Below are 24,676 nucleotides of genomic sequence, written 5' to 3'. Positions count from 1 at the left end.
TGAGACGACGCTGCGGACGGTCGGTCGGGCGGTGTTGCACGGTCCTTCTCAGGACCCGAACAGGACATAAAAAAAAGGCACGTCGAAACGGTGACGCGCCTTCCAACAAAACGTATGGCAACTGCTTGTTGGGCTTTCATTGTAGCCAAAAGCCCCGCCCTGGAAACCGCATGGATGCGAGCTTCTCGCGCGTTGCCCTTCGCCAACAGCGATTTCATGCACAGGTTATCCACAAAACTTGGGGGCATCCTGTGGATCGCTGAGCCCATCAAAATGGAGCCTTCCGATTCACCGTCGGAACAGCGACAAAGCTGCCCGAACGCGCCCGGATTGTAGCGGAGCGAGGCACCAATGCCTCGCCTTGGTCACAGCCGTTAGCAAGCACCAACCGACGGCCGGACGTGCCGCGCGTCACGAATCACCGGCCTGGGATTCCGCATTGCGGAAAGCCCCAGGCCGGCGCTGGGTTGACGCTGGCGGCGCTCAACCCTTGCCCGGCTTGATCACGACGTAGGTGGCGACCTCGCCGCGGCGGACGAGCATCTGCAGCGATTTCCCCTTCTCGACCTTCGCCAGCGCCGCCTGGAATTGCTTGATGGTCTTCACCTCGGCGTTGTTGGCCGAGAGGATCACGTCGCCGGCCTTCAGGCCTGCGCGCGCCGCCGGCCCCTCGGCCGTGTCGATGCGCAAGCCGCCGTCCACCTTCAGTTCCTTGCGCTGCGCTTCGCTGAGCTCGCTGACGGTCAGGCCCCAGGCCTGCGCGCCGGTGGCGGCCGGCGTTTCAGCCTCCGGCGCGGCGGGCGTGCGGTCATCCGGCAGCGCATCGAGCGTCGCGACCAGGTCCTTGTAGGCGCCGCGGCGGAACACCTGCAGCGGCACCTTCGTGCCCGGCTTGGTCGCGGCGGCAAGCCGACGCAGGTCGACCGCCTTCTCCACGGTCTTCCCGTCGAACTTGGTGATCACGTCGCCCAGTTGGAGGCCAGCCTTCTCGCCGGGACCCGCCGGCGTGATGCGACTGATCAGCGCGCCCTGCGGCTTGCCCAGGCCGATGGCCTCGGCGACCTCCTTGCTGACGTCGTCCGGATACACGCCCAGCATGCCGCGCGTCACCCGTCCGCTGGCGCGGAGCTGATCGGCCACGCGCATCGCCTCGTCGATCGGGATCGCGAACGAGATCCCCATGAACCCGCCCGACTGGCTGTAGATCTGCGAGTTGATGCCCACCACCTCGCCACGCAAGTTGAGCAGCGGCCCCCCGGAGTTGCCGGGGTTGATGGCGACGTCGGTCTGGATCAGCGGCAGCAGGTCACCGGTGTCGCGCGCCTTGGCGCTGACGATGCCGGCCGTCACCGTGTTGTCGAAGCCGAAAGGCGAGCCGATGGCCATGACCCATTCGCCGACCTTGAGCTTGCCGACATCCCCCATCCGCAGCAGCGGCAGGTTGCTCGCCTCGATCTTCAGCACGGCGACGTCGGTGCGGCGATCCAGGCCCACGACCTTGGCCTTGAACTCACGCTTGTCGGTCAGCGTGACCATGACCTCGTCGGCGTCGTCGACGACATGGGCATTGGTCATCACGAAGCCGTCGGCTCCGATCACGAAGCCCGAACCGAGGCCGCGACGCTGCGGCGCGTCGTCATCCTCGTCGTCGTCCGGTGCCGGCGCGGGGGTGGCGCCAGGCGGCGTGCGGCGCTGCGGCGGCACCGGGATGCCGAAACGGCGCAGCAGTTCGCGCATCTGTTCATCGACCTGCGCATTCGCGACCTTGACCTTCTCCGAGGTCCGGATATTGACGACAGCCGGCCCGGCCTGCTCCACCAGGGCGCTGAAGTCGGGCAGCGCGCGCGCCAGATCGGGCGTGGCGACCGGCACGGCGGCGGGGGTCGCGGGCTTCGTCGCGGTCTGGGCGCTGACGCCCAGCGACCCGCTCATCAGGGCGGCGCCGGCGATCGCCAGGGCAAGACGTGAAGGGATGCGGGAACGATCGGAGTTGGGCATGAACACTCGCAGGTGGCGATGCAGGGTCGAAAGGCTCACATCATGCCCGCATTTCGAAACGGGCATGAGTCAGCCTCGAGCGAGGAACAGGTGAAGCCGCAGCAGCGTCCATTGGGCGCCGAGCGCGCCGCGCGAGGCGGCGATCCAGCGCACCGGCTGCCGGCCTCGGCGGAGGGCGCCGTCGGCCGCCACAACGGGGCTCAGCCGCAGCAGCATCCACCGTTCGATGTCGATGAAGACGTCCGGCGTGACGGCAAGCGGCTCGCCCGCCCGCAGCCACCACCATTGCGCGCCGTCCCACCGCAGGACGTCCGGGGCGCGCTCACGGACCGGTAGTGCCGCAGCCGCGAGCGCAATGCCCAGGGGGCCGAGCAGCATCGCGAGGTCTGACGCCTGCGCGAAGAAACCCGCCTGCCGCAGCACGGCGGCCACGGCTGCGGCGCTACCTGCGGCCAGCACGGCGCGCTGCAGGCGCTCCCAGCGCGCATCGCGCGGCAATGAAAAACGCCGGGCAGCAGCCCGGCGTGGTGTCGATCGGTCCGGCGTCATCGGTCGCCGCCCGTGTCGAGGGGCCTGGATCAGACCCGCTTGAAGATCAGCGTGCCGTTCGTGCCGCCGAAGCCGAAGTTGTTCTTCGCGGCGTACTCGATCGGCATCTTCCGCGCCTCATTGGCGCAATAGTCCAGGTCGCACTCGGGATCCTGGTTGAAGATGTTGATCGTTGGCGGAGCGACCTGGTCGTGGAGCGCCTTGACGGTGAAGACGGACTCGATGCCGCCCGCACCGCCCAGCAGGTGGCCGGTCATCGACTTCGTCGACGACACCACCAGGCCATTCTTCGCATACGCGCCGAAGGCCTGTTTGATCGCGTTGGTTTCGTTGGCGTCGCCCAGCGGCGTGGATGTGCCGTGCGCGTTCATGTACTGGATCTGGTCCGCGTTCAGGCCCGCGTTGCGCAGCGCGTTGCGCATCGAGCGCGTCGGGCCGTCCACGTCGGGCGCGGTCATGTGGTACGCGTCGGCGCTCATGCCGAAGCCCACCAGTTCCGCGTAGATCTTCGCGCCGCGCTTCTTGGCGTGCTCGTACTCCTCGAGCACCAGCACACCGGCGCCCTCGCCCAGCACGAAGCCGTCGCGATCCTTGTCCCAGGGACGGGACGCGGTCTTCGGGTCGTCGTTGCGGGTGGACAGCGCGCGGGCCGCGGCGAAACCGCCGACACCCAGCGGCGACACCGTCGACTCCGAGCCGCCGGCGACCATGACGTCGGCGTCACCCGCCTCGATCATGCGGCCGGCCTGGCCGATGCTGTGCAGCCCCGTCGTGCACGCCGTCACGATCGCCAGGTTCGGGCCCTTGAACCCGCACTGGATCGAGACGTGGCCCGAGATCATGTTGATGATCGACGCCGGCACGAAGAACGGACTGATGCGGCGCGGGCCGCGATTGGTCAGTTCCGCGTGGGTCTCCTCGATCATCGGCAGGCCGCCGATGCCCGAGCCGACCAGCACGCCGATGCGTTCCGCCAGTTCGGGGCTGAGCGCGTCGCCGGTGGGCAGACCCGAGTCGCGGATCGCCTGCAGCGAGGCCGCCAGCCCGTAATGGATGAACGTGTCCATGTGCCGGGCTTCCTTCGCGGGGATGTAGTCATCCACCTTGAAGTCCTTGACCTCGCCAGCGAAATGGCAGGCCAGGGGGCTGGCATCGAAACGGGTGATGGTGTCGATGCCGGACTTGCCAGCCACGATGTTGGCCCAGCCCTGCTCGACCGTGTTGCCCACGGGCGAGATCAGGCCGAGACCGGTGACGACGACGCGACGACGGCTCATGCTGCTTGCTTACGCCTTCTGGTGCTTGACCGCGTAGTCGATCGCCAGTTGAACGGTGGTGATCTTCTCGGCCTCTTCGTCCGGGATCTCGATGCCGAACTCGTCTTCGAGGGCCATCACCAGTTCCACGGTGTCCAGAGAATCAGCGCCCAGATCGGCGACGAAGGCCTTTTCATTGGTCACATCGGCTTCGGGCACGCCGAGTTGCTCGGCGATGATTTTCTTGACACGTGCTTCGATATCGCTCATGACTCCTCCAGGAGGGGTTTGCTAGAACAACCCGGGATTCTAAGGCCTTAGAGTGGCGCCCCTAGTTCGGACCTCCCGAGGCGCGCCTTCCTCGATGGATACGGCGCGCGCTCGCACTCTATCAGCCCCACACCGGCCGGGTGAATCCGGTGGGTGGCCCGCCCGCGAGGGGCGGCTTCCACCTCAATTCATGTACATGCCGCCGTTGACATGCAGCTCGACGCCGGTGATGTAGCCCGCCTCGGGCGACGCCAGGAAGGCGACGGCATGCGCGATCTCGGCCGGATCGCCCAGGCGGCCCGCCGGAATCTGCGCCAGCAGCGCGGTCTTCTGCGCCTCGGGCAGCACGTCCGTCATGTCGGTGGCGATGAAGCCGGGGGCGACGCAGTTCACCGTGATCGAGCGGCTGCCCAGTTCCCGTGCGAGGGCACGCGTCATGCCCGCCACGCCGGCCTTGGCGGCCGCGTAGTTGGCCTGGCCGGCATTGCCGGAGGCGCCCACCACCGAGGTGATGTTGACGATGCGGCCGTAGCGCTGCTTCATCATCGGCCGCATCACCGCGCGGCTGGCGCGGAAGACGGCCTTCAGGTTGGTGTCCAGGACGGCGTCCCAGTCCTCGTCCTTGAGGCGCATGGCGAGCATGTCCTTCGTGATGCCGGCGTTGTTGACCAGCACCTGGATGCCGCCGTCCTGCTTGACGATCGCGTCGATCAGCGCATCGACGGCCGCGCCGTCATTGACGTTGAGCACCGCGCCGCGACCGCCGTGCGGCGCCAGCGCCTCGGTGATGGCCTGCGCGCCGGACTCGCTGGTCGCGGTGCCGATCACGACGAAGCCCTTCTGGGCCAGCGTCAGCGCGATCGCGCGGCCGATGCCGCGGCTGGCGCCGGTCACCAGCGCCACTTGCTTGTTGTCGGACATGGGGGGAACCTCGGAAAGGATTCGGGGAAAAGGAGTTCGGGCCTCAGGCCTCAGGCCAGCAGGGCCTTGGCCTCGGCCAGCGAGGCCGGGTCGAGCACGGTGGCGCTGGCCAGTTCGGCATCGATGCGCTTGGCCATGCCGGCCAGCACCTTGCCCGGGCCGCATTCGATGACGGTGCTCAGGCCGCGCGCCTTGAGCGCCTGCACCACCTCGACCCAGCGCACCGGGCCGAAGGCCTGGCGGAAGAGCGCGTCGCGCAGCGCCTGGGCGTCGTCGGTCACGGCGACGTCGATGTTGTTGATCACCGGGAAGGCGGCCGGCTGGAAGGTCACCGCGGCGAGCTTCTCGCGCAGGCGGTCGGCGGCCGGCTTCATCAGGCTGGAGTGGAACGGCGCGGACACCGGCAGCGGCAGCGCGCGCTTGGCGCCCGCGGCCTTGAGCGCCTCGTTGGCCTTCTCCACGCCGGCCTTGGAGCCGGCGATCACCGTCTGCTTCGGGTCGTTGAAGTTGACCGCCTCGACCACCTCGCCCGATGCGGCCGCGACCTGCTGGCAGACCTCGCGCACCACGGCGGCGTCCAGGCCCAGGATCGCGGACATCGCGCCGGTGCCGACCGGCACGGCTTCCTGCATCGCCTGCGCGCGGAAGCGCACCAGCGGCAGCGCGTCCGACAGGCTCAGCGCGCCGGCGGCCACCAGCGCCGTGTACTCGCCCAGCGAGTGGCCGGCGGCCGCTGCGGGCACCAGGCCGGTCTCGGCGATCCAGGCGCGGTAGTTGGCGACGCCGGCGGTCAACATCACCGGCTGCGTGTTAGTCGTCAGGTCCAGCTGCTCCTTGGGACCGTTCTTGATCAGCGCGCCGATGTCTTCGCCCAGCGCGGCGGAGGCCTCGGCCAGCGTGCGGACGACTTCCGGGTGATCGCCCCAGGCGTCCAGCATGCCCACCGATTGGGAGCCCTGGCCGGGGAAGACGAATGCGAAGTTCTTGCTCATGGCGGTTGGGTCCGAAGCTAACGAATCAGAGGGAGCAGAGGGGCAACAGGGAGCGGCGCGGGGATCGGCCACCGCTCGTCGCGCAACGACGCGACCGCCGAGCGGCCGGTGTCGCGTCCAAGGCGACACGCCGGACGGCCGGACGAGCCGGCTTCAAGCAGGCATCAGTAATCCAGCAGCACCGCGCCCCAGGTGAAACCACCGCCGACGCCTTCCAGCATCACCGTGTCGCCGCGCTTGATCTTGCCTGCGCGCACCGCGACGTCGAAAGCCAGCGGGATCGAAGCGGCGGAGGTGTTGCCGTGTTCGTCGACGGTCGCGATCAGCTTGTCCAGCGACATCTTCAGCTTCTTGGCCGTGCCCTGCATGATCCGGATGTTGGCCTGATGGGGGATCAGCCAGTCGATGTCCGCGTCGGTGCGGCCGGCCTTGTCCAGGACCGAGCGGGCCACCTTCTCGAGCACGCCCACGGCCAGCTTGAACACCGCCTGGCCGTCCATCTTCAGCAGCGGGTGACCCAGCACCTCGCCGCCGGACACGGTGCCCGGGGTGCAGAGGATGTCGGCGTGGCGGCCGTCGGCATGGAGCTCGCTGGCGAGGATGCCGGGCTCGTCGCTGGCGCCGACGACCACGGCGCCGGCGCCGTCGCCGAACAGCACGCAGGTGGTGCGGTCCTTGAAGTCGAGGATGCGCGAGAACACTTCCGCGCCGACCACCAGCGCCTTGGTCGCGGCGCCGCTCTTGATCATCGCGTCGGCGACGGTCAGCGCGTACACGAAGCCGGAGCACACGGCCTGCACGTCGAAGGCGGCGCAGCCGTGGATGCCGAGCTTCTGCTGCAGCAGGCAGGCGGTGGACGGGAACACCATGTCCGGCGTGGACGTGGCGACGATGATGAGGTCGATCTCATCGGCGCGGACACCGGCCGCTTCGAGCGCCGCGAGCGACGCGGGCAGCGCGAGGTCGCTGGCGGTGACCTGCGGGTCGGCGAAGTGACGGGCGTGGATGCCGGTGCGCTCGACGATCCATTCATGGGAGGTCTCGATCCCGTCGCGGGCGAGGCGTTCCGCGAGGGCCGCGTTGGTGACGCGGTTGGCGGGCAGGTAGCTGCCCGTGCCGAGGATGCGGGTATGGCGCTTGGAAGCAGTGGTCATGCAGCGTGGGCGGCGGCGGCCGCCTGGTCTCCAGCATCGACGCCCTCCTCATTGGCCGGCGCGGGGAGCGCCTGCAGCGTCGCGACGATGCGATCGTGAACCCGGTCTAGGAGCCGGTTGCGGGCCGCATCATACGCCCGGTTCAACGCCTGCTCGAAAGCGAAGGCATCGGCCGAGCCGTGGCTCTTGAAGACCAGTCCGCGCAGGCCCAGCAGCGCCGCGCCGTTGAAGCGGCGGTGGTCGACGCGATTCTTGAAGCGCTGCAGCACCGGCATCGCCAGCAGCGCGATGAGCTTGGTCCAGGGGGTCCGGGTGAACTCCGCCTTGATGAAGCTGGAGATCATGCTGGCCAGCCCTTCGGCCGTCTTCAGCGCGACATTGCCGACGAAGCCGTCGCAGACGACGACGTCGGTCGTGCCCTTGAAGATGTCGTTGCCCTCGACATTGCCGTGGAAGTTGAGCTGGTCATGGGCGGCGACCTCGCGCAGCAGTTCGCCGGCGCGCTTGATCGTCTCGTTGCCCTTGATCATTTCCTCGCCGATGTTCAGCAGGCCGACGCTCGGGTTTTCCTTGCCGTCCACCGCCGACACCAGCGCGCTGCCCATGACGGCGAACTGCAGCAGGTGCTCAGGACCGCAGTCGACGTTGGCCCCGAGGTCCAGCACGGTGGTGAAGCCGCCCACCTGGTTGGGCATGACGGTGGCGATGGCCGGCCGGTCGATGCCTTCGAGCGTCTTGAGCAGGTACTTGGCGACCGCCATCAGCGCGCCGGTATTGCCGGCCGAGACGCAGGCCTGCGCGAGCGCGGGCGAACCGTCCTTGCCCGGCTTGAGCTGCGAGAGCGCCACGCGCATCGACGAATCCTTCTTGCGGCGCAGCGCGACCTCGATCGGGTCGTCCATGCTGACGACCTCGCTGGCGGGGACGATGCGCACGCGCGGCCAGGCGGCCGCTTCCTGGAGCGCCTCGGGCAGGCCGACCAGCAGCAGCTCCGCTTGCGGATGCGCGGCGAGGAAGGCCCGGCAGGCCGGGAGCGTCACGGCGGGGCCGTGATCGCCGCCCATGCAATCCACCGCCAGACGGAGCGGCTCGGCGGAGGGCGATGAGCGGGTGGCGGGAAGTGCGGTCATCGAAACCTGAGGGGAAGAATCACCGGTCGAAGCTGCGACTGTAGCGACCTCGCAAGAAGCGTGCGCGACAGCCGACCCCAGCCGGCGCACGCGTCCCGGGCATTCCGGGGGCGCGCGAAGAAGGTGAGAAGACGACGGAAATGCGAAAGCCCGGCAACGCGAGGCGCTGAACCGGGCTTTCTTCTTGTCGTGAGGACCAGGCGGAAGGCGCCTTGCGGCGGCTTCCTGACCGGCTGATCGCGTCGATCAGGCGGCGTCGGCCTTGGTCTTCAGCACCTTGCGGCCACGATAGAAGCCGTTGGGGCTGATGTGGTGGCGCAGATGCACTTCACCGGTGGTCGGCTCGATCGCGGTGCCCGGGGTGCCCAGGGCGTTGTGCGAGCGGTGCATGCCACGCTTCGACGGGGACTTCTTGTTTTGCTGAACGGCCATGATTGATTCTCCTAAAGGCTTCGGCTGGCTTCGGTGGTTCGAGGCTTGCTCGGGCTCTCGAGAGAACTCGAGCTGTGCCGCGGATCCCACGAGGATGCTCCGCTACCGACGCCTCGGTCCCGGCGGGCCGCCCACATGGACGGCCATTTCGAACCGGGAAAGCCGGAAACTATAGCACAGCGGGCATCCGGGCGGCAATCCGGGCGGTGAACCCGTCGCATGATCGGCCGCCGCTTCGCGAGCACAAGGTCGCGCGGAGCCGCCCCGTCCCGCGCCTCAAGCCTTGCCGCCACCCTTCTTGAGGGCGGCCAGCGCGGCGAACGGGTTCGGGCGCTCCTCTTCCGGCGCCTCGTCCTCCTCGACATTGGCGTGCGGCAGCGGCTCCGGGCACTCGTCGTGACGCGGGACCACCGGCAGCTCCAGCAGCAGCTCGTCCTCGACCAGCTCGCGCAGGTTGAGGTGGCGCGCCAGCGCGAGCACGTCATCGTCCGAGTCCATGTCCAGTTCCGCGGCCATGTCCTCGTCCTTGACGAAGCGGAACCAGCGCGACACCGCCAGGTCCTCGCGCACCGGCTTCAGGCAACGCTGGCAGGTCAGCGCGACCTGCGCCTCGGCGCCGAGCTCGAGCCAGATCTGCGGCTCGCCGCCCTTGGGCGTGCGGGTCTCCCCCCGGGTGGTCCACCGAACGGGGGGCCAGTGGGCGGGATCGGACTCGGGCGCGGCCGATTCAGCCAGGCGCGGGAGGCTGGTGGCGGGCCACTCGCCCTCGAGCGAGGCGCCCTCCCGGGCGAAGGCCTCGACATCGAGCTTCAGGGGATCGAACGAACGCGGTTTCATGGGGCGCAAGTGTACGAGCCGGCTCTGCCCGGGTGGGAGAATCCCGCCCCATGACCGCCCTTCCCCGCCCGCTGATCCTGGGCTCCACCTCCCGCTACCGGCGCGAACTGCTGGAGCGCCTGCGGCTGCCCTTCGAGACCGCGGCGCCCGAGGTCGACGAAGCCCCTCGCGCCGGCGAATCGCCCGAGGCGCTCGCGCGCCGGCTGGCGCTGGCCAAGGCGCAGGCCGTGGCCGCGCGCTTTCCGCAGGCGCTGGTGATCGGCTCCGACCAGGTCGCGGACCTGGCGGGCCGGCCGATCGGCAAGCCCGGCACGCATGAGCGGGCGGTCGAGCAGTTGCAGGCGATGCGGGGCCGCACCGTCGTGTTCCAGACAGCGATCGCGGTGGTCTGCGCGGCGACGGGCTTCGTCGGCGAGGACCTGGCGGCGGTGCGCGTGCGCTTCCGCGACCTGAGCGACGCCGACATCGAGCGCTACCTCCGCGCCGAGCAACCGTATGACTGCGCCGGCAGCGCCAAGGCCGAGGGGCTGGGCATCGCGCTGCTCGAGGCCATCGATTCCGACGACCCCACCGCGCTGATCGGCCTGCCGCTGATCCGCACCGCGGCACTACTCCGCCGGGGCGGGCTCGACGTACTGGGCCTGCTGACCTGAACACCTCGCTTCCCGCCCCTGATTGCAAAGACTTCCGATGACCCGCGGCCGCCTCTTCCTCGTTCCCAATACCCTCGATTTCGGCATGGACGGCCAGGAGGTCGACCTCCGCGAAGTGCTGCCCGACGCGGTGCTCGCCCGCGCGGCGGCCATCACCCACTGGGCGGCGGAGAACGCCAAGACCACACGCGCCTTCCTCAAGCGCGTCGGCGCGATCCATGCGCTGGCGGTGCCGCTGCAGGAGCAGCGGATCGAGGAACTGCCTCGTCCGCCAAAGGGTCGCGCTCCGGCGGCGAGCGCTGCAGCGGGCGCGGCCGCCGAGGACAAGGCCTGGGCAGCACTGCTGCAACCGGCGCTGGACGGCCACGACCTGGGGTTGATCTCCGAGGCCGGCATGCCCGCGGTGGCGGACCCCGGCGCACGGCTGGTCGCCACGGCACACGCCGCTGGCGTGGAGGTCGTCCCGCTGACGGGACCGAGCTCGCTGCTGATGGCGGTGGCCGCCAGCGGCTTGAACGGCCAGAGCTTCGCCTTCGTCGGTTACCTGCCGGTCGACGCGGCGGAGCGCGCGACCCGCATCAAGTCGCTGGAAGCGGCCTCCGCCCGGGACCAGCAGACCCAGCTGATGATCGAGACGCCCTATCGCAACGGCGCGTTGCTGCAGGCGCTGCTGGCGACGCTGAAGCCGACGACCGCGCTGTCGGTGAGCTGCGGCCTCAGCCTGAAGGACGCCTGGACCCACACCGCCACGGTGGCGCAGTGGCGCAAGGCGCCGAAGGCGCTGGCCGACAAGGTACCGGCGGTGTTCTCTATCCTGGGCTCGCGCTGATCGAGCGCACGGACCGAAGGCGCTAACCGAAGGCGCCATGAACAAAGGCCGGACGCCTCGCGGCGGTCCGGCCTTCGTCATTCAGAGCCATGGGCCTCGGGCTCGAGCCCGGACCCGTTCGCCGCTCAGGACTCGCTGTCCGCGGTGACCGGCGGCTTCTTGGCGCCGAACAGCGCCGCCACCTTCTTCTTCGGCTTGATGTTGGCCGACAGACCACTGCGCGGCGCGTGCGCGCTCCCCTTCTCCCAGGACGGCGCCTCGGCGCGTTCGCTGACTTCGTAGGGCTTGTCGAACAGCGGATCGTAGGCCTGGCGCTGCGGCGCGCGCGGCGCCGAGGCATGCGAGCCGTAGGCCTCGTCGCGGCGATCCTCGCGCTCGCGGCGGAAGTCGCGGCGCTCGCCGCGGTCTTCGCGATCGCCACCGCGGTCACCGCCACGCTCGCCCCGGTCGGACCGCTCGCCGCGGTCGCCGCGATCGAAGCGGCGACGTTCGCCTTCGAGCTCGATCGGCTCCAGGTCCAGCTTGCGCTTGATCAGCTTCTCGATCTCGCCGACCAGGCGGGCGTCCGCCTTGGTGACCAGCGTGAAGGCCAGGCCCGAGGCGCCCGCGCGGCCGGTGCGGCCGATGCGGTGCACGTAGTCCTCGGCGTTGAAGGGCACGTCGAAGTTGAAGACGGCCGGCAGGTCGGCGATGTCCAGGCCGCGGGCGGCCACGTCGGTGGCCACCAGCAGCTCGACCTCGCCACGCTTGAACGCCTCCAGCGACTTCAGCCGCTCGTCCTGCGACTTGTCGCCGTGCAGCGCGGCAGTCTTCAGGCCGTCGCGCTCGAAGGCGCGGGCCAGGCGCGCGGCGCCCAGCTTGGAGTTCACGAACACGATCGACTGCGTGATCTCGCGCTGGCGCAGCAGCTGCTTGACCGCGGCGCGCTTGTCGTCGTCATCGACGCTGAAGAAGCGCTGCTCGACGGTGGACGCCGTAGCGTTCGGCCGCGCGACCTCGACCAACTCCGGCTCCTGCAGGTAGCTCTGCGCGAGCTTCTTGATCTCCGGCGAGAAGGTCGCCGAGAACAGCAGCGTCTGGCGCGTCTTGGGCAGGTAGCTCAGGATGCGCTGCAGGTCGGGCAGGAAGCCGATGTCCAGCATGCGGTCCGCCTCGTCGAGCACCACGTACTCGACATGGTTGAGCACCGCGTTCTTGGCTTCGATGTGGTCCAGCAGGCGGCCCGGCGTGGCGATCAGCACCTCGACGCCGGCCTTGAGCTGCAGCGTCTGGGGCTTCATGTCGATGCCGCCGAAGACGCAGGCCACGCGCAGGTTGGTGTGCTTGGCGTAGGCCTTGACGTTGTTGGCGACCTGGTCGGCCAGCTCGCGGGTCGGGGCCAGCACGAGGGCGCGCACCGGGTGGCGGGCGGGCGACATCGAGGCGTTCTCGTGCTTGAGCATGCGCTGCAGCAGCGGGATGGAGAACGCGGCGGTCTTGCCGGTGCCGGTCTGAGCGGCGCCCATCACGTCTTTGCCGGACAGGACGATCGGGATCGCCTTGGCCTGGATGGGCGTCATCGTCGCGTAGCCCTGGTCGGCCACGGCACGCAGCAGCTTGGGGTCCAGCGGCAGCGTGTCGAAACGGGGGCTTGGCGTCGGGGTGGATTCGGTCATGGGCGCGGATTATCCTCCAAGCCCCCGAAAGCCCCGGGAAACCACCGATCCCGGCGCGTGCAGCACCGCATGAAGCGGGCCGCGGCGTGCAGGATCGGCCTGCCGGATCAGGGCACCGAGCGGTCGGTCAGCTTGCGCTGGTCGCCGCGGAACACCATCCACTTAGGGGTGCGGAAACGCACGATGCGCCAGTACAGCGCGACGTAGGCGACGCCGAACAGCACCATGCAGGCGGCGATCGCCGGGGTGGAATCCCAGAACAGCAGCGCCGGCGCCAGCGACGAGAGGCACAGCGTCCACAGGTAGGGCGCGGTCATCGAGTTGCGGCGCGTCATCAGGCGCGCGTCGCGTGCGCCAATCGCCCATCGCATCAGGCGACGGTAGATGAGCGAGTGCAGATGGATGCCGTCCGGATCGCCGGGGCTGGTGTTGCGCAGGAAGCGGCGACGGTAGATGGAGAAGACCGTCTCGAACACCGGATAGATGCACACCATCAGCGCGAACAGCGGCGAGACCTGCGGATGGCGATGGATCAGCAGGATGGCGATCTCCGCCAGGTAGAAGCCCATGAAGTACGCGCCGCCGTCGCCCAGGAAGATGAGGCCGGCGGGGTAGTTCCAGACGAAGAAGCCGAGGATGGCGCCGACGCCGGCCAGCGCCCAGAGGGCGAGTTCGGTATCGCCGACCTGGTAGGCGACATAGGCCAGCGACAGCAGCATCAGGCTGACGCACATCGAGGACAGCCCGTTGAAGCCGTCGATGATGTTGACCGAGTTGGCGACGCCCGCGACGACGAAGACGGTGATCAGCACCGCGCCCACCGTGGTGCCGACGATGAAGTCCAGGCCGGGGATGTCGGTGCGGTTGATGGTCGCCTGGAGGAGCCAGCACCCGAGGGCCGCGGAGACCGCGGTGGCGATCAGGCGCTCGCGCGGGGAAACCTTCTTGGTGAAGTCCTCGATCAACCCGGCGCCGAAGGCCGGCAGGCCGGCCAGGAGCAGCAGCAGGCCGGTCTTGGCTTGGGGATGCTTGAGGAACCAGGCAAGCGCCACCATGCCGACCAGACCAACGAAGATGCCGACGCCACCAATGCGCGGCACGGGCCGGGCGTGGAACTTCTGGGGGCCGGAGAGGTCATGATCGGCAGACAGATGCCCGTGCACGGTCGACGAATGCACGACGTACAACGTGATCGCCGCCGCCAGTGCAAACGGGATGAGCAAATACAACATGGCCGGCAGTGTAACGATCGGCTTCCGGTCCTCGGCGGTTTTGGCGCAACAGCGCTGCCATAGAATGCCGCGCTGGCCGCCCCGACACCCCTTGCCACAAGGCACATCGGGGCGGCTCTCCCTTTCAGAGACGAGATCACGCATGGAACTTCGCGCCCAACGCGCCTCTTCGCCGGTGTCGACGATGACTCGATCCCTCCAGACTTTCCAGAAGCCCGCGCTGGCGCTGTTGATGGCCTGCCTGATGGCGGGACCGGCCCTCGCGCAGTCGATGGGAAGTGGCCAGACCTCGTCCGAGAACAGCAGCGATGTCAGCGGCCCGGTCCGGCTGAACTCCACGACGCGCGGCACGCAGGACGCATCGACGCAGCAGCAACAGCAGCAGCAGCAGGCGCAATCGACCATGCCGCGCGCGCCCAAGTACGTGCCCGGCGAGTTCGAGATCTACGTCAACAAGCTGCTGGGCCTGGACCTGACGGATCCGCTCACGCTGGAACAGCTGCGCCGCTCCGAGTCCGGCCTGGCTGAAATCGGCACGGTGACCCAGACGCAGACTGGCGCTGTCGGGAAGGCGACGACGATCTCCACCGACAACATCGTCCGGCGCCTGGGTGCCGACCTGATGCTCGATGCCCGCATGGGCTCGGACACCGACGGCCCGCGCCAGGCGCCTTCGGACTACCTGATCGGGATCGGCGACGAGATCCAGGTCACCGCCTGGGGCTCGGTGGACGCCGACCTGCGCCTGACCGTCGACCGAGCCGGTCGCGTCACGATCCCGCGCGTCGGCCCGGTGCTGGTTGCGGGCGTGCGCTACGGCGACTTGAACGACGTCGTGCGTGCCCGCATCGCGCAGGTGTTCAAGAACTTCCAGGTGAGCACCTCGCTGGGCAAGCTGCGCACGATCCGCATCTATGTGACCGGCTTCACCGCGAAGCCGGGCGCCTACACGGTCAGCAGCCTGGCGACGATCGTCAACGGCCTGATCCGCGCTGGCGGCCCGTCGGCGGCCGGCAGCTTCCGCCAGATCGAACTGCGCCGCAACGGCCTGGTCGTCGCCAACTTCGATGCGTACGACCTGCTGCTCAAGGGCGACAAGGCCAGCGACCGCGCGCTGCAGGCCGAGGACGTGATCCACATCGGCCCGATCGGCCCGCAGGTGGCGGTGCTGGGCAGCGTGAACAAGCAGAGCATCGTCGAGCTGAAGCCCGGCGAGACGATCGACGACGTGCTGGCGATGGCCGGTGGCTTTAGTGCGGTGGCGGACCGCTCGCGCATCTCGATCGAGCAGTTGAGCGAACGCAACGACCGCCGCGTGCGGGAACTGCCGCTGCCGGCGCAGGCGAAGGCCGCGGCGTCCAATGGCGACGTGATCCGCGTGTTCAGCAGCGTCAATACGGCGCTGCCGCTGGCCAAGCAGTACAAGCGCGTGACGGTGGAAGGCGAAGTGTCCCGCCCCGGTGAATACGTGCTGCCGCCGACGAGCACCCTGCAGGACGCGATCGCCGCGGCTGGCGGATTGACACCCCAGGCGTATGTCTTCGGCGCGGACTTCTCGCGCGAGAGCGTTCGGCAGTCGCAGCAGGAGAACTACGACCGTGCGCTGCGGGACCTGGAGACGGAGTTCACCAAGTACAGCAGTACGCAGCGAGCAGCCAATGCTGACGAGGCTGCGGCGAACACGCAGCGCGCCTCGGCGACGGAGCGCCTGGTGCAGCGCCTGCGAGCGGTGCGGCCGACCGGTCGGGTTGTCTTGCAACTCGAGCCGGACGCTCGGCAGTTGCCGAGCCTGACCGTCGAGGATGGCGACCGCCTGCTGATCCCCGCCCGTCCGACAACGGTAGGCGTATTCGGTAGCGTGTTCAACGCGGGCAGCTTCCTGCTGCAGAACGGCGCGTCCGTCGACGACGTCATGAAGCTGGCCGGCGGTCCGACCCGCGGGGCGGACGCCAGCGGCTCCTTCGTGATCCGCGCCAACGGCACAGTCGTAAGCGCGCGGCAGTCCAGCAGCGGTTGGTTGGGCTTCGGCTCAAGCTTGAGCGGCCTCCCCGCACTGCCTGGCGACACCGTCTTCGTGCCAGAGGAGATGAACAAGACGACGTTCATCCAGGAAGCCAAGGACTGGACGCAGATCCTTTATCAATTCGGTATCGGTGCGGCGGCACTCAAGACCATTCGAAGCAATTGAGGCGGTGCGCCGAATCAAGAGAAACGTATGAATACGAATGCCAAGATCTTCGTCACCGGCCATCGCGGCATGGTGGGCAGTGCGATCGTGCGACGCCTTGCCGCAGAAGGTTACGTCAATGTGATCACCCGCACCCGGAGCGAGCTCGATCTGCTGGATCAACCTGCGGTCCAGGAATTCCTGGCGCGAGAAAAGCCGGACTACCTGTTCATCGCCGCTGCCAAGGTCGGCGGCATCCAGGCCAACAATCAGTTCCGCGCAGACTTCTTGTATCAGAACCTCATGATCGAGGCCAACCTGATCCACGCCGCGCATCTGGCCGGCTTGCGGCGCCTGATGTTTCTTGGCTCGAGCTGCATCTATCCGCGCGATTGCGCGCAGCCAATCAAGGAGGAATACCTCCTCACCGGTCCGCTGGAACAGACCAACGAGCCGTACGCGATCGCCAAGATCGCCGGCATCAAGCTGGCCGAGAACTACAACCGCCAGTACGGCCACGAGTACATCAGCGTGATGCCGACCAATCTCTACGGTCCCAACGACAACTACGACCTCGCCAACAGCCATGTGCTTCCGGCGCTGCTGCGCAAGGCCCATGAAGCGAAGCTGCGAGGCGATTCCGAGTACATCGTCTGGGGCTCAGGCACGCCGCGGCGAGAGTTTCTTTATGTCGACGACCTCGCGGACGCCTGCGTCCACTTGATGCGACAGGGTTACACCGGCCCGCTGCTCAACGTCGGCACCGGCGAGGACGTAACCATCCGAGAACTCGCCGAGACCGTCATGGCCGTCGTCGGCTTCGATGGCCGCATCGTCTTCGACAGCACCAAGCCCGACGGCACACCACGCAAGCTGCTAGACGTCAGCAAGCTCGCCGCGCTCGGCTGGCGCGCCCGTACCTCCCTGCGCGATGGCATTCGTCTCGCCTACGACAGCGCCCCTTTCCGCGCCTGATCCACCTTTTCCAGAAATCTTCTCTCCATGTCACAACGCAAAGTCGCCCTGATCACGGGCATCACGGGCCAGGACGGCGCTTACTTGGCGGAACTGCTGCTGGACAAGGGCTATGAGGTGCACGGTATCAAGCGCCGCGCCAGCCTGTTCAACACCGACCGCGTTGATCACCTGTACCAGGACCCGCACGTCAACAACCAGCGCTTCAAACTGCATTACGGCGACCTGACGGACAGCACCAACCTGATCCGCATCATCCAGCAGGTGCGGCCGGACGAGATCTACAACCTCGCGGCGATGAGCCACGTGGCGGTCAGTTTCGAGACGCCGGAATACACGGCCAATGCCGACGGCATCGGGACGCTTCGCATCCTCGAGGCGATTCGCATCCTGGGCCTGGAGAAGAAGACCCGCTTCTACCAGGCCAGCACGTCGGAGCTCTACGGTCTGGTGCAGGAGATCCCGCAGAAGGAGACCACGCCCTTCTATCCGCGCAGCCCGTACGCGGTCGCAAAACTCTACGCCTACTGGATAACGGTGAACTACCGCGAAGCTTACGGAATGTACGCCTGCAACGGCATACTGTTCAACCACGAGAGCCCGCTGCGCGGCGAGACCTTCGTCACCCGCAAGATCACGCGCGCGATCGCACGCATCGCGCTGGGCCTGCAGGACTGCCTCTACCTGGGCAACATGAGCGCCCTGCGCGACTGGGGTCATGCAAAGGACTATGTCGAGATGCAGTGGATGATGCTGCAGCAGGACAAGCCCGAGGACTTCGTCATCGCGACCGGGGTGCAGTACTCGGTGCGCCAGTTCGTCGAGTTCGCCTGCAATGAGCTGGGCGTCGGCATCACCTTCACCGGCGAGGGCGAACAGGAGATCGGCACCGTGGCTAGCGTGGCCGACTCGGAGCGCGCGTTCTGCAAGGTCGGCGACGTTATCGTCAAGGTCGACCCGCGCTATTACCGTCCGACGGAGGTCGAGACGCTGCTGGGCGATCCGACCAAGGCCAAGGAGAAGCTCGGCTGGACGCCGAAAACGACTCTGCGCGAACTGGTCGCCGAGATGGTAGAGGCCGACTACCAAGCCGCCAAGCGCGACAGCTTGGTCAAGTCGGCAGGCTTCCAGGCCTACGACTACAACGAGTGATGGCCTCGGGGTGACCCGTTATCAGCCGCCGGGCACCCTTTCCTCGATGAAATCGAGGTAGATTCGATTGACTTCTTCCATGCCGAAGATCGACCGGACATGGCGACGCCCCTGGCGCCCCATGTTGCGCCGTTGCTCCGGCGTCATCGCGCAGATGCGCGCCATAGCATCGGCTAGTGCCTGAGCATCCTTCGCCACGCACAGCAGGCCCGTCTCTTCATTTCGGACGACGTCGCGGCAGCCGGGTACGTCCGTCGCGACGATGGGCAGTTCCATGGAAGACGCCTCGAGCAGCGCCCTCGGTAGTCCTTCGCGATAGGAGGGCAACACCACACAATCGGCTTCATCAAGCATGGGCCGCACATCGGTGACCGATCCCAAATAGTCGAATCGCCGTTCAGCCACCCACCGGTCGATCTGCGACTTGGGAATGGCGGACGGGTTCTCCGAGCCGGCGCCCCCGACGACGGCCGCCTCGAATACAACGCCGCGCTCGCGAAGCAGCTTGCAAGCCTCGGCGAACTCGACCAAACCTTTGTCGAACAGGAGTCTCGACACCACTAGGAAGCGGACGACACTGCCTTCCCCGTTCAGGCGGCGCTCTGCGCGCGGTGCGAAGTGATCCGTGTCGATACCCTCGCCGGGCATGATGCTGGCGGACTCGGAGGGCGCCAGCGCGTTGCGCACGAAGAGGTCGTGGTCGTCCCGATTCAGAAACCAGTTGCGCTCGGACCGACGGAGCAGGCGAGCATAGAACCAGCGGATGAGGCGCGGCACCAACCCCTCGTTGAGAAACGCATAGCCCAGCCCTGTGATAACAGAGGCGAAGCGGATCTTCTGTCGTGAGCACGCGATCGCGCCATAGATCACCGGCTTCACCGTGTAGTGCAAACAGAAGTCCGGCCGGCTGGCGCGGTAGATGCGCGCGAGATCTCGCAGCGACGCCCATTCGCTAAAGACATTGGCGCTGCGCGCCGAAAGGCGCCATTCGTGGTACTCGACGCCCAGGGCGACCAAGGCGTCGGTCCTTTCGTCACGAGGAGCGACCGCGATCACCTGATAGCCGTGTGCCTGCAAAGAGGTGATCAGGCCCGCCCTGAAATTGGCAAGGCCGAAGGACGTGTTGCAGCAGAGAAGGATCCGAATTCTTTTGTCTTGCATATCGAAGAGGAGGCGCTCCGCCAGAATCAATGACGTCGAGTCCGGAGAAGCAGCTTGACGCACGAAACGATCACCGCGACCAGCCAAAGAAGTCGCCCTGAGATCAGGAAGTTGCGCAACTGGGCCGCCGCCATGTTGGCATAGCCGTCCCGGGACCGGCGTGCGGGCCCCGTGGGCTCTACGTTGTAGAAGAGCAGCGTGCGATCGATGTTGGCGAATTCGCACTCGGGCTGCAGGCTCAGCCGAGCCCAGAGGTCGTAGTCTTCCGCATTGCGTCCACCAAGGTATCCCCCCAAGGTCGCGACGACCTCGCGCCGGAACATGACGGACGGATGACAGAGCGGGTTACGCCAGTAAAGCTGGCGCCGGATCGCCTCGTCCGTCACCGGCATTCGCACTTCCTGATGCCGCTGTCCGGTGGCATCCACCCACTGGAAGTTGCTCCCGACAGCGACGACGCGAGGATGCCGCATCAGATGATCGACCTGCAATGCCAGTCTGTCGGGTGTGCTGATGTCGTCGGCGTCCATCCTCGCGATGTAGCGCCCACGCGCCTCATGCAGCCCAAGGGACAGATTGAAGTTCAGGAGATGGAGTGACGAGACGATCACTCGCACCCGGGTGTCCATCGCATGTCGCCGCCTCAGTTCCGTAGCGATGGACGCCGCATCCGGACCATTGGTGACGATGAGCAGTTCGAAGTCACTTAGGGTCTGATCCAGACACGAGGCGATTGCGCGATCCAGGAGCGCATCCAGTCGATTGGTGCACAGCACCCAGCTCACGGTGGGCGCGGCGGGCAATGTCACGCTCACAGCTGAATCCAATGTTTGGGGAGTCGACTGGCGAGGTCGGAGCTTCCGGTCGCGAACCAGCGCTTCGGCGCACAGACGATCCGGGACGACGACGGCTTCCGCTGGTCTCCGAGCCAGGCCGCCCACCAGCTGAACGAGCTGTTGGCGATGATGGCGTGTGAACAATGCGACATCAGCACGAGATCCTGGGCGTCGGTCCGGTGCTGGTCCGCCTCGACGAACTGCGATCCGGGCGGCAGAAAATCCAAGGCTTCCCGGCACCATGGGATGTCGTCGGAGAAGACGAAGCACCGAGCGTGAGGGACCTCGATCTTCAGCCGGGCCATCGCGGACCGGTAATACGCCAGTCCGAGCGCGCCGTGATGGGCGGATGCGGCCGCTAGCGACACATAGTCGCCACGCCGGACGTGGAGCATGACGGAGTGCGGCTGCGACACCTGCGCTAGTAGGTCGGCGAAAACGCCATGAGCCGGCGCCTTCAACACGAAGTCGCGTGCGATTTGTGGCGCAACCGCCTCGAAGTAGCGATGGCTCTGCCAGTAGCCGTCGAAGGTGTCGGCCGCCGCGGTCAGGGCTTCCGGATAGAAGTCGGCAGACTGCTCGTAATGAACACCCAATAGGTCCGCGAGCGCGGGTAAACGCTTGATCACCGGCCTCCAACGCGTCGAAAAGGCGTCCGCCGACGTTGAGACATTCCCCGCTAACTTAAAAACGTCGAGCCCGTACGGGCGGGGCGTCACGCCCGCCGATTGCAGGCTCAACTGGAATGTTGACAGGACGAGTGGCTTTTCGCGCAGGGAGGCGACCGCCCGGCCAAATGCGTACTGGAACATCTGGTTGCCCAACCCGCCGGACAGCCTAACGGTGACTTGCGATTGCTTGATCATGAATGAAACGAGGCGCAGCCGGACTGCGGCGCGCAGCGACCGTGAACAGAAGGAAGAGCAACACGAAGCTGGATTGCGAGCTGAGGTCCAAAAACATCATCTCGATCACTAGGCACAGCAGGAGAGGAAGCGCGTCGGCCGCGAGGAACCCCCGGATAGTCCTGAGGATGAAGAATCCGCCCAATAACAGCGACGTGCTGAGGGTTTGGAGGAATGTGTTGTGAATGACCAGCAACTGACCATCCAGCGCGTGTGCCAGCGGCTCACCGTAGGTGGACTCCAGGAAGGACAGCGACGCAATGTTTTGAATCCCCTGGATCAGCAGTCCCAGACGCTCCTCGGTGGATTCGGAACCGGTGTTGTCCCGCAAGATCTGGTTGACGGCCGCCACGGTCAACGCACCGCCAAAGTAGATCAATGCTACGGCCACCATCTTCATCGGCCGATGCGACGATCTGCTCATCTGCAGGACAAAGATGGGCAACAGGGTAGCGATTGCGGCAGAACGAGAACCCGACGCGATCACGAACAGGATGGCCAGTAGCAGCAACCCCTTACGGTCCAGCAGGTAGGCAGCCACTGCCATCATCGATAAGGGCAACGCGAAGTAGTTGGGGTCGCCAATTAAGCCCGTCGGACGAAACAGGTCAAATCCGAACCCCTCGGCGATGCTCTCGGCGTTGAACAGCGCCAGGCGGTACTCCGGATTGAGGACTGCGAATACCTCGGAGCTGATCGCGGCGAGTCCGAAGGACACCACCAGCCACCACTTCGTCCGATCAGGCAATGAGGCGAAGCGGCTGGCAACCAAGATAAAGAGCGCGATCTTCCCGATGTTGATTGAGTAGCCCACCCCCTCCCATCCATAGGTGAACTCCCTGAACGCCAAGTCGACCGTCATGGCGACGCCGATCAGGAGACATTGGATCCATTCCTCCAGGCTGGGCTTGGCGAATAGCGCAATGACGGCCAGCAGCGGAAGTGCCGCATTGGCATAAGTCAGGCCGCTTCCCGGTAGGGTCAGCGCGCCGAAGGCGCTCGCCCACAGATAGAGGTGTAGCGGCAGCGTCACCATGAAGTCACCGGAGGTGGGCCTGAACTTGACGTCGATCATGGAGTTCCCGTGTCCGCGCCGCGTCGTTCGCGCAGCAGGACCCGTGCACGCCAATAGGTCGGCAAACCGATGCACAGCGCCACGGCGACAAAGGCCGACCATGCCAGACCGGAGGCTCCGAATGCGGTCAGCAAGGGGGGAGCCATGACCAGCAGGACGATGAGACTGGTGCCGGTGGGACGAACCTGATCCGCGAAAGCGCCTACGGCATTGAGCACGGTGCTAATCCACGCGACCACCGTGTTCGCAGCGACGAAGGCGCTCAGTCCCAGGATGAGGCTGATCGGAGGCACCACGAGCGTGCCATGCGAAAGGAGACCGAAGATCTGCTCGTCAAGCAGCCACACCACACCAAACCAGAGCAGCAAGCTCCCGAGAATCAGCCCGCTGCCCACCGGCAGTGCGCGCGCGACGCCCGCCGCCTGCCCCTGACTGACCGAGCGGGTGATGCGCGGCCAGGCAATCGGCATCAGGGCGACGATGAAATTCGCCGGAGCGGTCATGACCCGCGCGACCAAGGTGTAGATGGTGGTATCGGTGAGGGAGAGTCGCCACGAGAGAAAGATCACCGGAAACGTCCCCAGAGCGCATTGCAACAACTGCAGTTTGGTGAAGCTGATCGAATCGCGGCCATGCGTGCGAAAGAACCGGCCTGTCGTCGACAGGTGGAAGCGAGCGCCCTCGGGAGACTCCGGCAGGCGAAGGAAGGCCCAGGCGACGACACGCCCGAGTTGCGGTAGCAGACACATGCACAGCAGGGTCACTACGGGCGACAGCAAGTCCCGCGTAAGGAAGGCCAGAGTAAAGCCACCGGCCGTCGCGAACAGCTCGAAGCCGCGAATCTGCCAAAGACGGTCACCGGCCGAATGGAGGCAGTCACTGATGCTCCCCATGGCGCCGAGGGCAATCGCCGCCGTACACACCGCGGCCACCATTGGCCAGGACACTTCAGGCAACTGGTAGGAGGTCGCCATCAGCATCGCCGCGATCATGCTTGCGAGCACCAGCAACACGAGCGCACTCGTCCGCGCTACCGTCGCGAGTCTGCCGACGGCGGTCACGTCGCCGTTGGCGACCGCCACGTTGAGTTCGTTGCGAAGCACCGGCGTCAACACGCTTTCCAGCAAACTGGCATAGGTACAGATGCTGATGCCCAGCGCGACGACGCCATAGCGATCGCTGCCGAGGGAGGAGATCAGCGGAGGCAGCAGTGCCAGACCGCCAAACGTGCGCAGCAATTGCAACAGCATCGTCACCGAGCTGTCCTTCAACAGACCCCTGCGCATCATGAGTTTGCCCCGGCCGCCCTTTGAACGTTGGCCACGACCTGCGACAGGATTTGCTCAAGCCGAGCGGCACTGACGCGCCAGTTGTAAGTTCGTTCCGCCGCTGCCCGGCCCTCGTCGCCTAGACGCTCTCGCAGTGAGGCGTCGGCCATGAGCCGCACGAGCTCCGTCTCGAAGACGCTGTTGTCCGGCACAGTTAGGCCGCCGGGAAAAGTCCTGACGCATCCCACGTCAGTCGAAAGAAAAGGCATCCCCGCAGCCATCGCGTCGAGGACTACCAGCGGCTGGCATTCGGTGCGCGACGCGAAGGCGAAGATGGACGCCTTCGCGTAGAGCGCGGCCAACTCGCGCCGACCCAGTCCTACGTGAAACGCCACGCGACCTTCTTGCGCTTCGAGCGAGCCTGCCACCCGTTGCCGCAGGCGTTCCAGATAGCCATTGGCGCTAGAACCACAGAATGCAATCGCCCAGTCCTTGCGCCCCGCGTGGAGAAAGGCGTCGAGGACGCCAGCGAAGTTCTTCTCGGGAGTGTACTGACCGACACAGAGCACCAGCCGTTCTCGCCCCGGCGAAGCGTCCGCCGCCGCACGCACATCCTCCGAACTGCCGTTCGCCACCACGTGCACCGGCACACCGATGCGCCGCGCAATGGACACATCCAGGAATCGGTCCGAATCCGCATGATCGGCGAGCGCGACGAAAGCCGATGCCGAGCGCAGCGAACGCGGAATTCGTCGCCAAGCATAGGACCGCCAGCGCACGTAGCGTAGCAGCCCGGTTCGTCCGTTCTTCGTATTCACGGACGTGCCATGGCTGAACAGCACGATCGGGGTCTCGATGGCGGGCTGGGCGTCAAACAGCCAATCGGTATTCCAAGCTTGCCAACAATGACTGACGATGACGTCCGCGCGCGCCGCGCGCACGGCATCCAGATAGACCGCACGCCGTGCGGGATCGTGGATGCCTAGCGCATCGCCGGCCGCATAACAAGGGAAACGACCAGGCCGTATGGGCAGCCGCTGGACGCCTTCCTCCGCGTCCGTCGCTTGCGGATCTCCGCCGGACAGCACTTTGACCTCATGTCCCATGCCCCGCAGTGCCGCCACCTGCCGCGCGGCAACTTCGGCCACCCCTCCCGACTGGGGCGGAAAGGTCGACGTGGTGATCAGGATTCGCATCAGACGCAGAAGATTCTCGGGTCCAGGGAGACC

Annotated in this window: 23 protein-coding genes; 5 read left to right on the top strand and 18 right to left on the bottom strand. The window is 66.7% G+C overall.

The genetic code is table 11. From position 1 onward, the window contains the following. Nucleotides 1-483: 483 nt before the first annotated feature. The 10 genes from ACTJKJ_RS01355 to ACTJKJ_RS01310 all read right to left on the bottom strand — a co-directional run bounded on the left by ACTJKJ_RS01355 (nt 484) and on the right by ACTJKJ_RS01310 (nt 9,539). Nucleotides 484-1,998 carry a DegQ family serine endoprotease gene (locus tag ACTJKJ_RS01355; RefSeq protein ID WP_440819360.1) on the bottom strand — a complete coding sequence of 505 codons (1,515 nt, stop codon included), beginning with the start codon at nt 1,996-1,998 and terminating at the stop codon, nt 484-486. A 69-nt stretch (nt 1,999-2,067) separates the two neighbouring features. After that, entirely contained in the window at nt 2,068-2,547 is a 480-nt protein-coding gene (locus ACTJKJ_RS01350; protein WP_440819359.1) for a hypothetical protein, read from the bottom strand. Between the two features lie 29 nt (nt 2,548-2,576). Continuing rightward, complete coding sequence (gene fabF, locus ACTJKJ_RS01345; RefSeq protein ID WP_440819358.1) at nt 2,577-3,824, bottom strand: beta-ketoacyl-ACP synthase II; 1,248 nt, start codon at nt 3,822-3,824, stop codon at nt 2,577-2,579. Between the two features lie 9 nt (nt 3,825-3,833). Beyond that, nucleotides 3,834-4,073, bottom strand: a complete 240-nt coding sequence (acpP, locus tag ACTJKJ_RS01340) for an acyl carrier protein (RefSeq protein WP_058936430.1) — start codon at nt 4,071-4,073, stop codon at nt 3,834-3,836. Nucleotides 4,074-4,256: 183 nt separating this feature from the next. Next, on the bottom strand, nt 4,257-4,994 hold the full coding sequence (gene fabG, locus ACTJKJ_RS01335) for a 3-oxoacyl-ACP reductase FabG (protein ID WP_091726651.1): 738 nt from the start codon (nt 4,992-4,994) through the stop codon (nt 4,257-4,259). Nucleotides 4,995-5,044: 50 nt separating this feature from the next. After that, nucleotides 5,045-5,986 (bottom strand): ACP S-malonyltransferase, encoded by a 942-nt coding sequence (gene fabD, locus ACTJKJ_RS01330; RefSeq protein WP_440819357.1) that lies wholly within the window; start codon nt 5,984-5,986, stop codon nt 5,045-5,047. 164 nt (nt 5,987-6,150) lie between these two features. Next, on the bottom strand, nt 6,151-7,140 hold the full coding sequence (locus ACTJKJ_RS01325) for a beta-ketoacyl-ACP synthase III (RefSeq protein WP_183482315.1): 990 nt from the start codon (nt 7,138-7,140) through the stop codon (nt 6,151-6,153). Next, entirely contained in the window at nt 7,137-8,270 is a 1,134-nt protein-coding gene (gene plsX / locus ACTJKJ_RS01320; protein WP_091726665.1) for a phosphate acyltransferase PlsX, read from the bottom strand. Before plsX ends, ACTJKJ_RS01325 begins: the two co-directional genes overlap by 4 nt. A gap of 246 nt (nt 8,271-8,516) precedes the next feature. Further along, a complete protein-coding gene (gene rpmF, locus ACTJKJ_RS01315) occupies nt 8,517-8,702 on the bottom strand; it encodes a 50S ribosomal protein L32 (RefSeq protein ID WP_091726670.1) in 186 nt (61 codons plus the stop codon). A 276-nt stretch (nt 8,703-8,978) separates the two neighbouring features. Continuing rightward, a complete protein-coding gene (locus tag ACTJKJ_RS01310; protein WP_091726673.1) occupies nt 8,979-9,539 on the bottom strand; it encodes a YceD family protein in 561 nt (186 codons plus the stop codon). Between the two features lie 50 nt (nt 9,540-9,589). Between ACTJKJ_RS01310 and ACTJKJ_RS01305 the strand changes: the two genes are divergently transcribed. Beyond that, nucleotides 9,590-10,192, top strand: a complete 603-nt coding sequence (locus ACTJKJ_RS01305) for a Maf family nucleotide pyrophosphatase (RefSeq protein ID WP_440819356.1) — start codon at nt 9,590-9,592, stop codon at nt 10,190-10,192. A 37-nt stretch (nt 10,193-10,229) separates the two neighbouring features. Then, a complete protein-coding gene (locus tag ACTJKJ_RS01300) occupies nt 10,230-11,021 on the top strand; it encodes an SAM-dependent methyltransferase (RefSeq protein ID WP_440819355.1) in 792 nt (263 codons plus the stop codon). A 125-nt stretch (nt 11,022-11,146) separates the two neighbouring features. Here the strand turns inward: ACTJKJ_RS01300 and ACTJKJ_RS01295 are convergent, their stop codons facing one another. Continuing rightward, nucleotides 11,147-12,676: a DEAD/DEAH box helicase gene (locus tag ACTJKJ_RS01295; protein ID WP_440819354.1), complete on the bottom strand. Its 1,530-nt coding sequence runs from the start codon at nt 12,674-12,676 to the stop codon at nt 11,147-11,149. A gap of 107 nt (nt 12,677-12,783) precedes the next feature. After that, nucleotides 12,784-13,908: an MraY family glycosyltransferase gene (locus tag ACTJKJ_RS01290; protein WP_343603739.1), complete on the bottom strand. Its 1,125-nt coding sequence runs from the start codon at nt 13,906-13,908 to the stop codon at nt 12,784-12,786. 184 nt (nt 13,909-14,092) lie between these two features. Between ACTJKJ_RS01290 and ACTJKJ_RS01285 the strand changes: the two genes are divergently transcribed. From ACTJKJ_RS01285 to gmd, 3 genes are read left to right on the top strand one after another with little or no spacing between them, the layout of a single operon-like run. Then, the gene (locus ACTJKJ_RS01285) at nt 14,093-16,096 is read left to right on the top strand and encodes an SLBB domain-containing protein (RefSeq protein ID WP_440819353.1); all 2,004 of its coding nucleotides are present in this window, start codon (nt 14,093-14,095) and stop codon (nt 16,094-16,096) included. Nucleotides 16,097-16,123: 27 nt separating this feature from the next. Further along, nucleotides 16,124-17,050: a GDP-L-fucose synthase family protein gene (locus ACTJKJ_RS01280; protein ID WP_440819352.1), complete on the top strand. Its 927-nt coding sequence runs from the start codon at nt 16,124-16,126 to the stop codon at nt 17,048-17,050. Between the two features lie 27 nt (nt 17,051-17,077). Beyond that, nucleotides 17,078-18,202, top strand: coding sequence for a GDP-mannose 4,6-dehydratase (gmd, locus tag ACTJKJ_RS01275; RefSeq protein ID WP_440819351.1), 1,125 nt, complete (start codon nt 17,078-17,080; stop codon nt 18,200-18,202). Nucleotides 18,203-18,223: 21 nt separating this feature from the next. Here the strand turns inward: gmd and ACTJKJ_RS01270 are convergent, their stop codons facing one another. The 6 genes from ACTJKJ_RS01270 to ACTJKJ_RS01245 are packed head-to-tail and all read right to left on the bottom strand — an operon-like array spanning nt 18,224 to nt 24,643. Next, a complete protein-coding gene (locus tag ACTJKJ_RS01270; RefSeq protein WP_440819350.1) occupies nt 18,224-19,426 on the bottom strand; it encodes a glycosyltransferase family 4 protein in 1,203 nt (400 codons plus the stop codon). Then, entirely contained in the window at nt 19,390-20,178 is a 789-nt protein-coding gene (locus ACTJKJ_RS01265) for a glycosyltransferase (RefSeq protein ID WP_440819349.1), read from the bottom strand. Before ACTJKJ_RS01265 ends, ACTJKJ_RS01270 begins: the two co-directional genes overlap by 37 nt. Further along, nucleotides 20,175-21,065, bottom strand: a complete 891-nt coding sequence (locus tag ACTJKJ_RS01260) for an alpha-1,2-fucosyltransferase (protein WP_440819348.1) — start codon at nt 21,063-21,065, stop codon at nt 20,175-20,177. The genes ACTJKJ_RS01265 and ACTJKJ_RS01260 overlap by 4 nt, the downstream gene beginning before the upstream one ends. Then, nucleotides 21,037-22,179, bottom strand: coding sequence for a hypothetical protein (locus ACTJKJ_RS01255; RefSeq protein ID WP_440819347.1), 1,143 nt, complete (start codon nt 22,177-22,179; stop codon nt 21,037-21,039). Before ACTJKJ_RS01255 ends, ACTJKJ_RS01260 begins: the two co-directional genes overlap by 29 nt. After that, the gene (locus tag ACTJKJ_RS01250) at nt 22,176-23,465 is read right to left on the bottom strand and encodes a lipopolysaccharide biosynthesis protein (protein ID WP_440819556.1); all 1,290 of its coding nucleotides are present in this window, start codon (nt 23,463-23,465) and stop codon (nt 22,176-22,178) included. Before ACTJKJ_RS01250 ends, ACTJKJ_RS01255 begins: the two co-directional genes overlap by 4 nt. After that, the gene (locus ACTJKJ_RS01245; RefSeq protein ID WP_440819346.1) at nt 23,465-24,643 is read right to left on the bottom strand and encodes a glycosyltransferase family 4 protein; all 1,179 of its coding nucleotides are present in this window, start codon (nt 24,641-24,643) and stop codon (nt 23,465-23,467) included. The genes ACTJKJ_RS01250 and ACTJKJ_RS01245 overlap by 1 nt, the downstream gene beginning before the upstream one ends. Nucleotides 24,644-24,676: the final 33 nt, after the last annotated feature.

Source organism: Roseateles sp. 22389, assembly GCF_052044995.1.
Taxonomy (GTDB): domain Bacteria; phylum Pseudomonadota; class Gammaproteobacteria; order Burkholderiales; family Burkholderiaceae_C; genus Roseateles.
Note: the sequence above shows the minus strand (reverse complement) of the source record. Positions and strands in the feature narration are given on the sequence as shown.

Coding starts and splice junctions, on each gene's coding strand:
- ACTJKJ_RS01260 (WP_440819348.1), bottom strand. CDS start 21,065: ATGATCAAGCAATCGCAAGTCACCGTTAGGCTGTCCGGCGGGTTGGGC.
- fabD (WP_440819357.1), bottom strand. CDS start 5,986: ATGAGCAAGAACTTCGCATTCGTCTTCCCCGGCCAGGGCTCCCAATCG.
- ACTJKJ_RS01255 (WP_440819347.1), bottom strand. CDS start 22,179: ATGATCGACGTCAAGTTCAGGCCCACCTCCGGTGACTTCATGGTGACG.
- ACTJKJ_RS01250 (WP_440819556.1), bottom strand. CDS start 23,465: ATGCGCAGGGGTCTGTTGAAGGACAGCTCGGTGACGATGCTGTTGCAA.
- ACTJKJ_RS01355 (WP_440819360.1), bottom strand. CDS start 1,998: ATGCCCAACTCCGATCGTTCCCGCATCCCTTCACGTCTTGCCCTGGCG.
- ACTJKJ_RS01310 (WP_091726673.1), bottom strand. CDS start 9,539: ATGAAACCGCGTTCGTTCGATCCCCTGAAGCTCGATGTCGAGGCCTTC.
- ACTJKJ_RS01300 (WP_440819355.1), top strand. CDS start 10,230: ATGACCCGCGGCCGCCTCTTCCTCGTTCCCAATACCCTCGATTTCGGC.
- rpmF (WP_091726670.1), bottom strand. CDS start 8,702: ATGGCCGTTCAGCAAAACAAGAAGTCCCCGTCGAAGCGTGGCATGCAC.
- gmd (WP_440819351.1), top strand. CDS start 17,078: ATGTCACAACGCAAAGTCGCCCTGATCACGGGCATCACGGGCCAGGAC.
- fabF (WP_440819358.1), bottom strand. CDS start 3,824: ATGAGCCGTCGTCGCGTCGTCGTCACCGGTCTCGGCCTGATCTCGCCC.
- ACTJKJ_RS01325 (WP_183482315.1), bottom strand. CDS start 7,140: ATGACCACTGCTTCCAAGCGCCATACCCGCATCCTCGGCACGGGCAGC.
- acpP (WP_058936430.1), bottom strand. CDS start 4,073: ATGAGCGATATCGAAGCACGTGTCAAGAAAATCATCGCCGAGCAACTC.
- plsX (WP_091726665.1), bottom strand. CDS start 8,270: ATGACCGCACTTCCCGCCACCCGCTCATCGCCCTCCGCCGAGCCGCTC.
- ACTJKJ_RS01280 (WP_440819352.1), top strand. CDS start 16,124: ATGAATACGAATGCCAAGATCTTCGTCACCGGCCATCGCGGCATGGTG.
- ACTJKJ_RS01285 (WP_440819353.1), top strand. CDS start 14,093: ATGACTCGATCCCTCCAGACTTTCCAGAAGCCCGCGCTGGCGCTGTTG.
- ACTJKJ_RS01245 (WP_440819346.1), bottom strand. CDS start 24,643: ATGCGAATCCTGATCACCACGTCGACCTTTCCGCCCCAGTCGGGAGGG.
- ACTJKJ_RS01305 (WP_440819356.1), top strand. CDS start 9,590: ATGACCGCCCTTCCCCGCCCGCTGATCCTGGGCTCCACCTCCCGCTAC.
- ACTJKJ_RS01350 (WP_440819359.1), bottom strand. CDS start 2,547: ATGACGCCGGACCGATCGACACCACGCCGGGCTGCTGCCCGGCGTTTT.
- ACTJKJ_RS01295 (WP_440819354.1), bottom strand. CDS start 12,676: ATGACCGAATCCACCCCGACGCCAAGCCCCCGTTTCGACACGCTGCCG.
- ACTJKJ_RS01290 (WP_343603739.1), bottom strand. CDS start 13,908: ATGTTGTATTTGCTCATCCCGTTTGCACTGGCGGCGGCGATCACGTTG.
- fabG (WP_091726651.1), bottom strand. CDS start 4,994: ATGTCCGACAACAAGCAAGTGGCGCTGGTGACCGGCGCCAGCCGCGGC.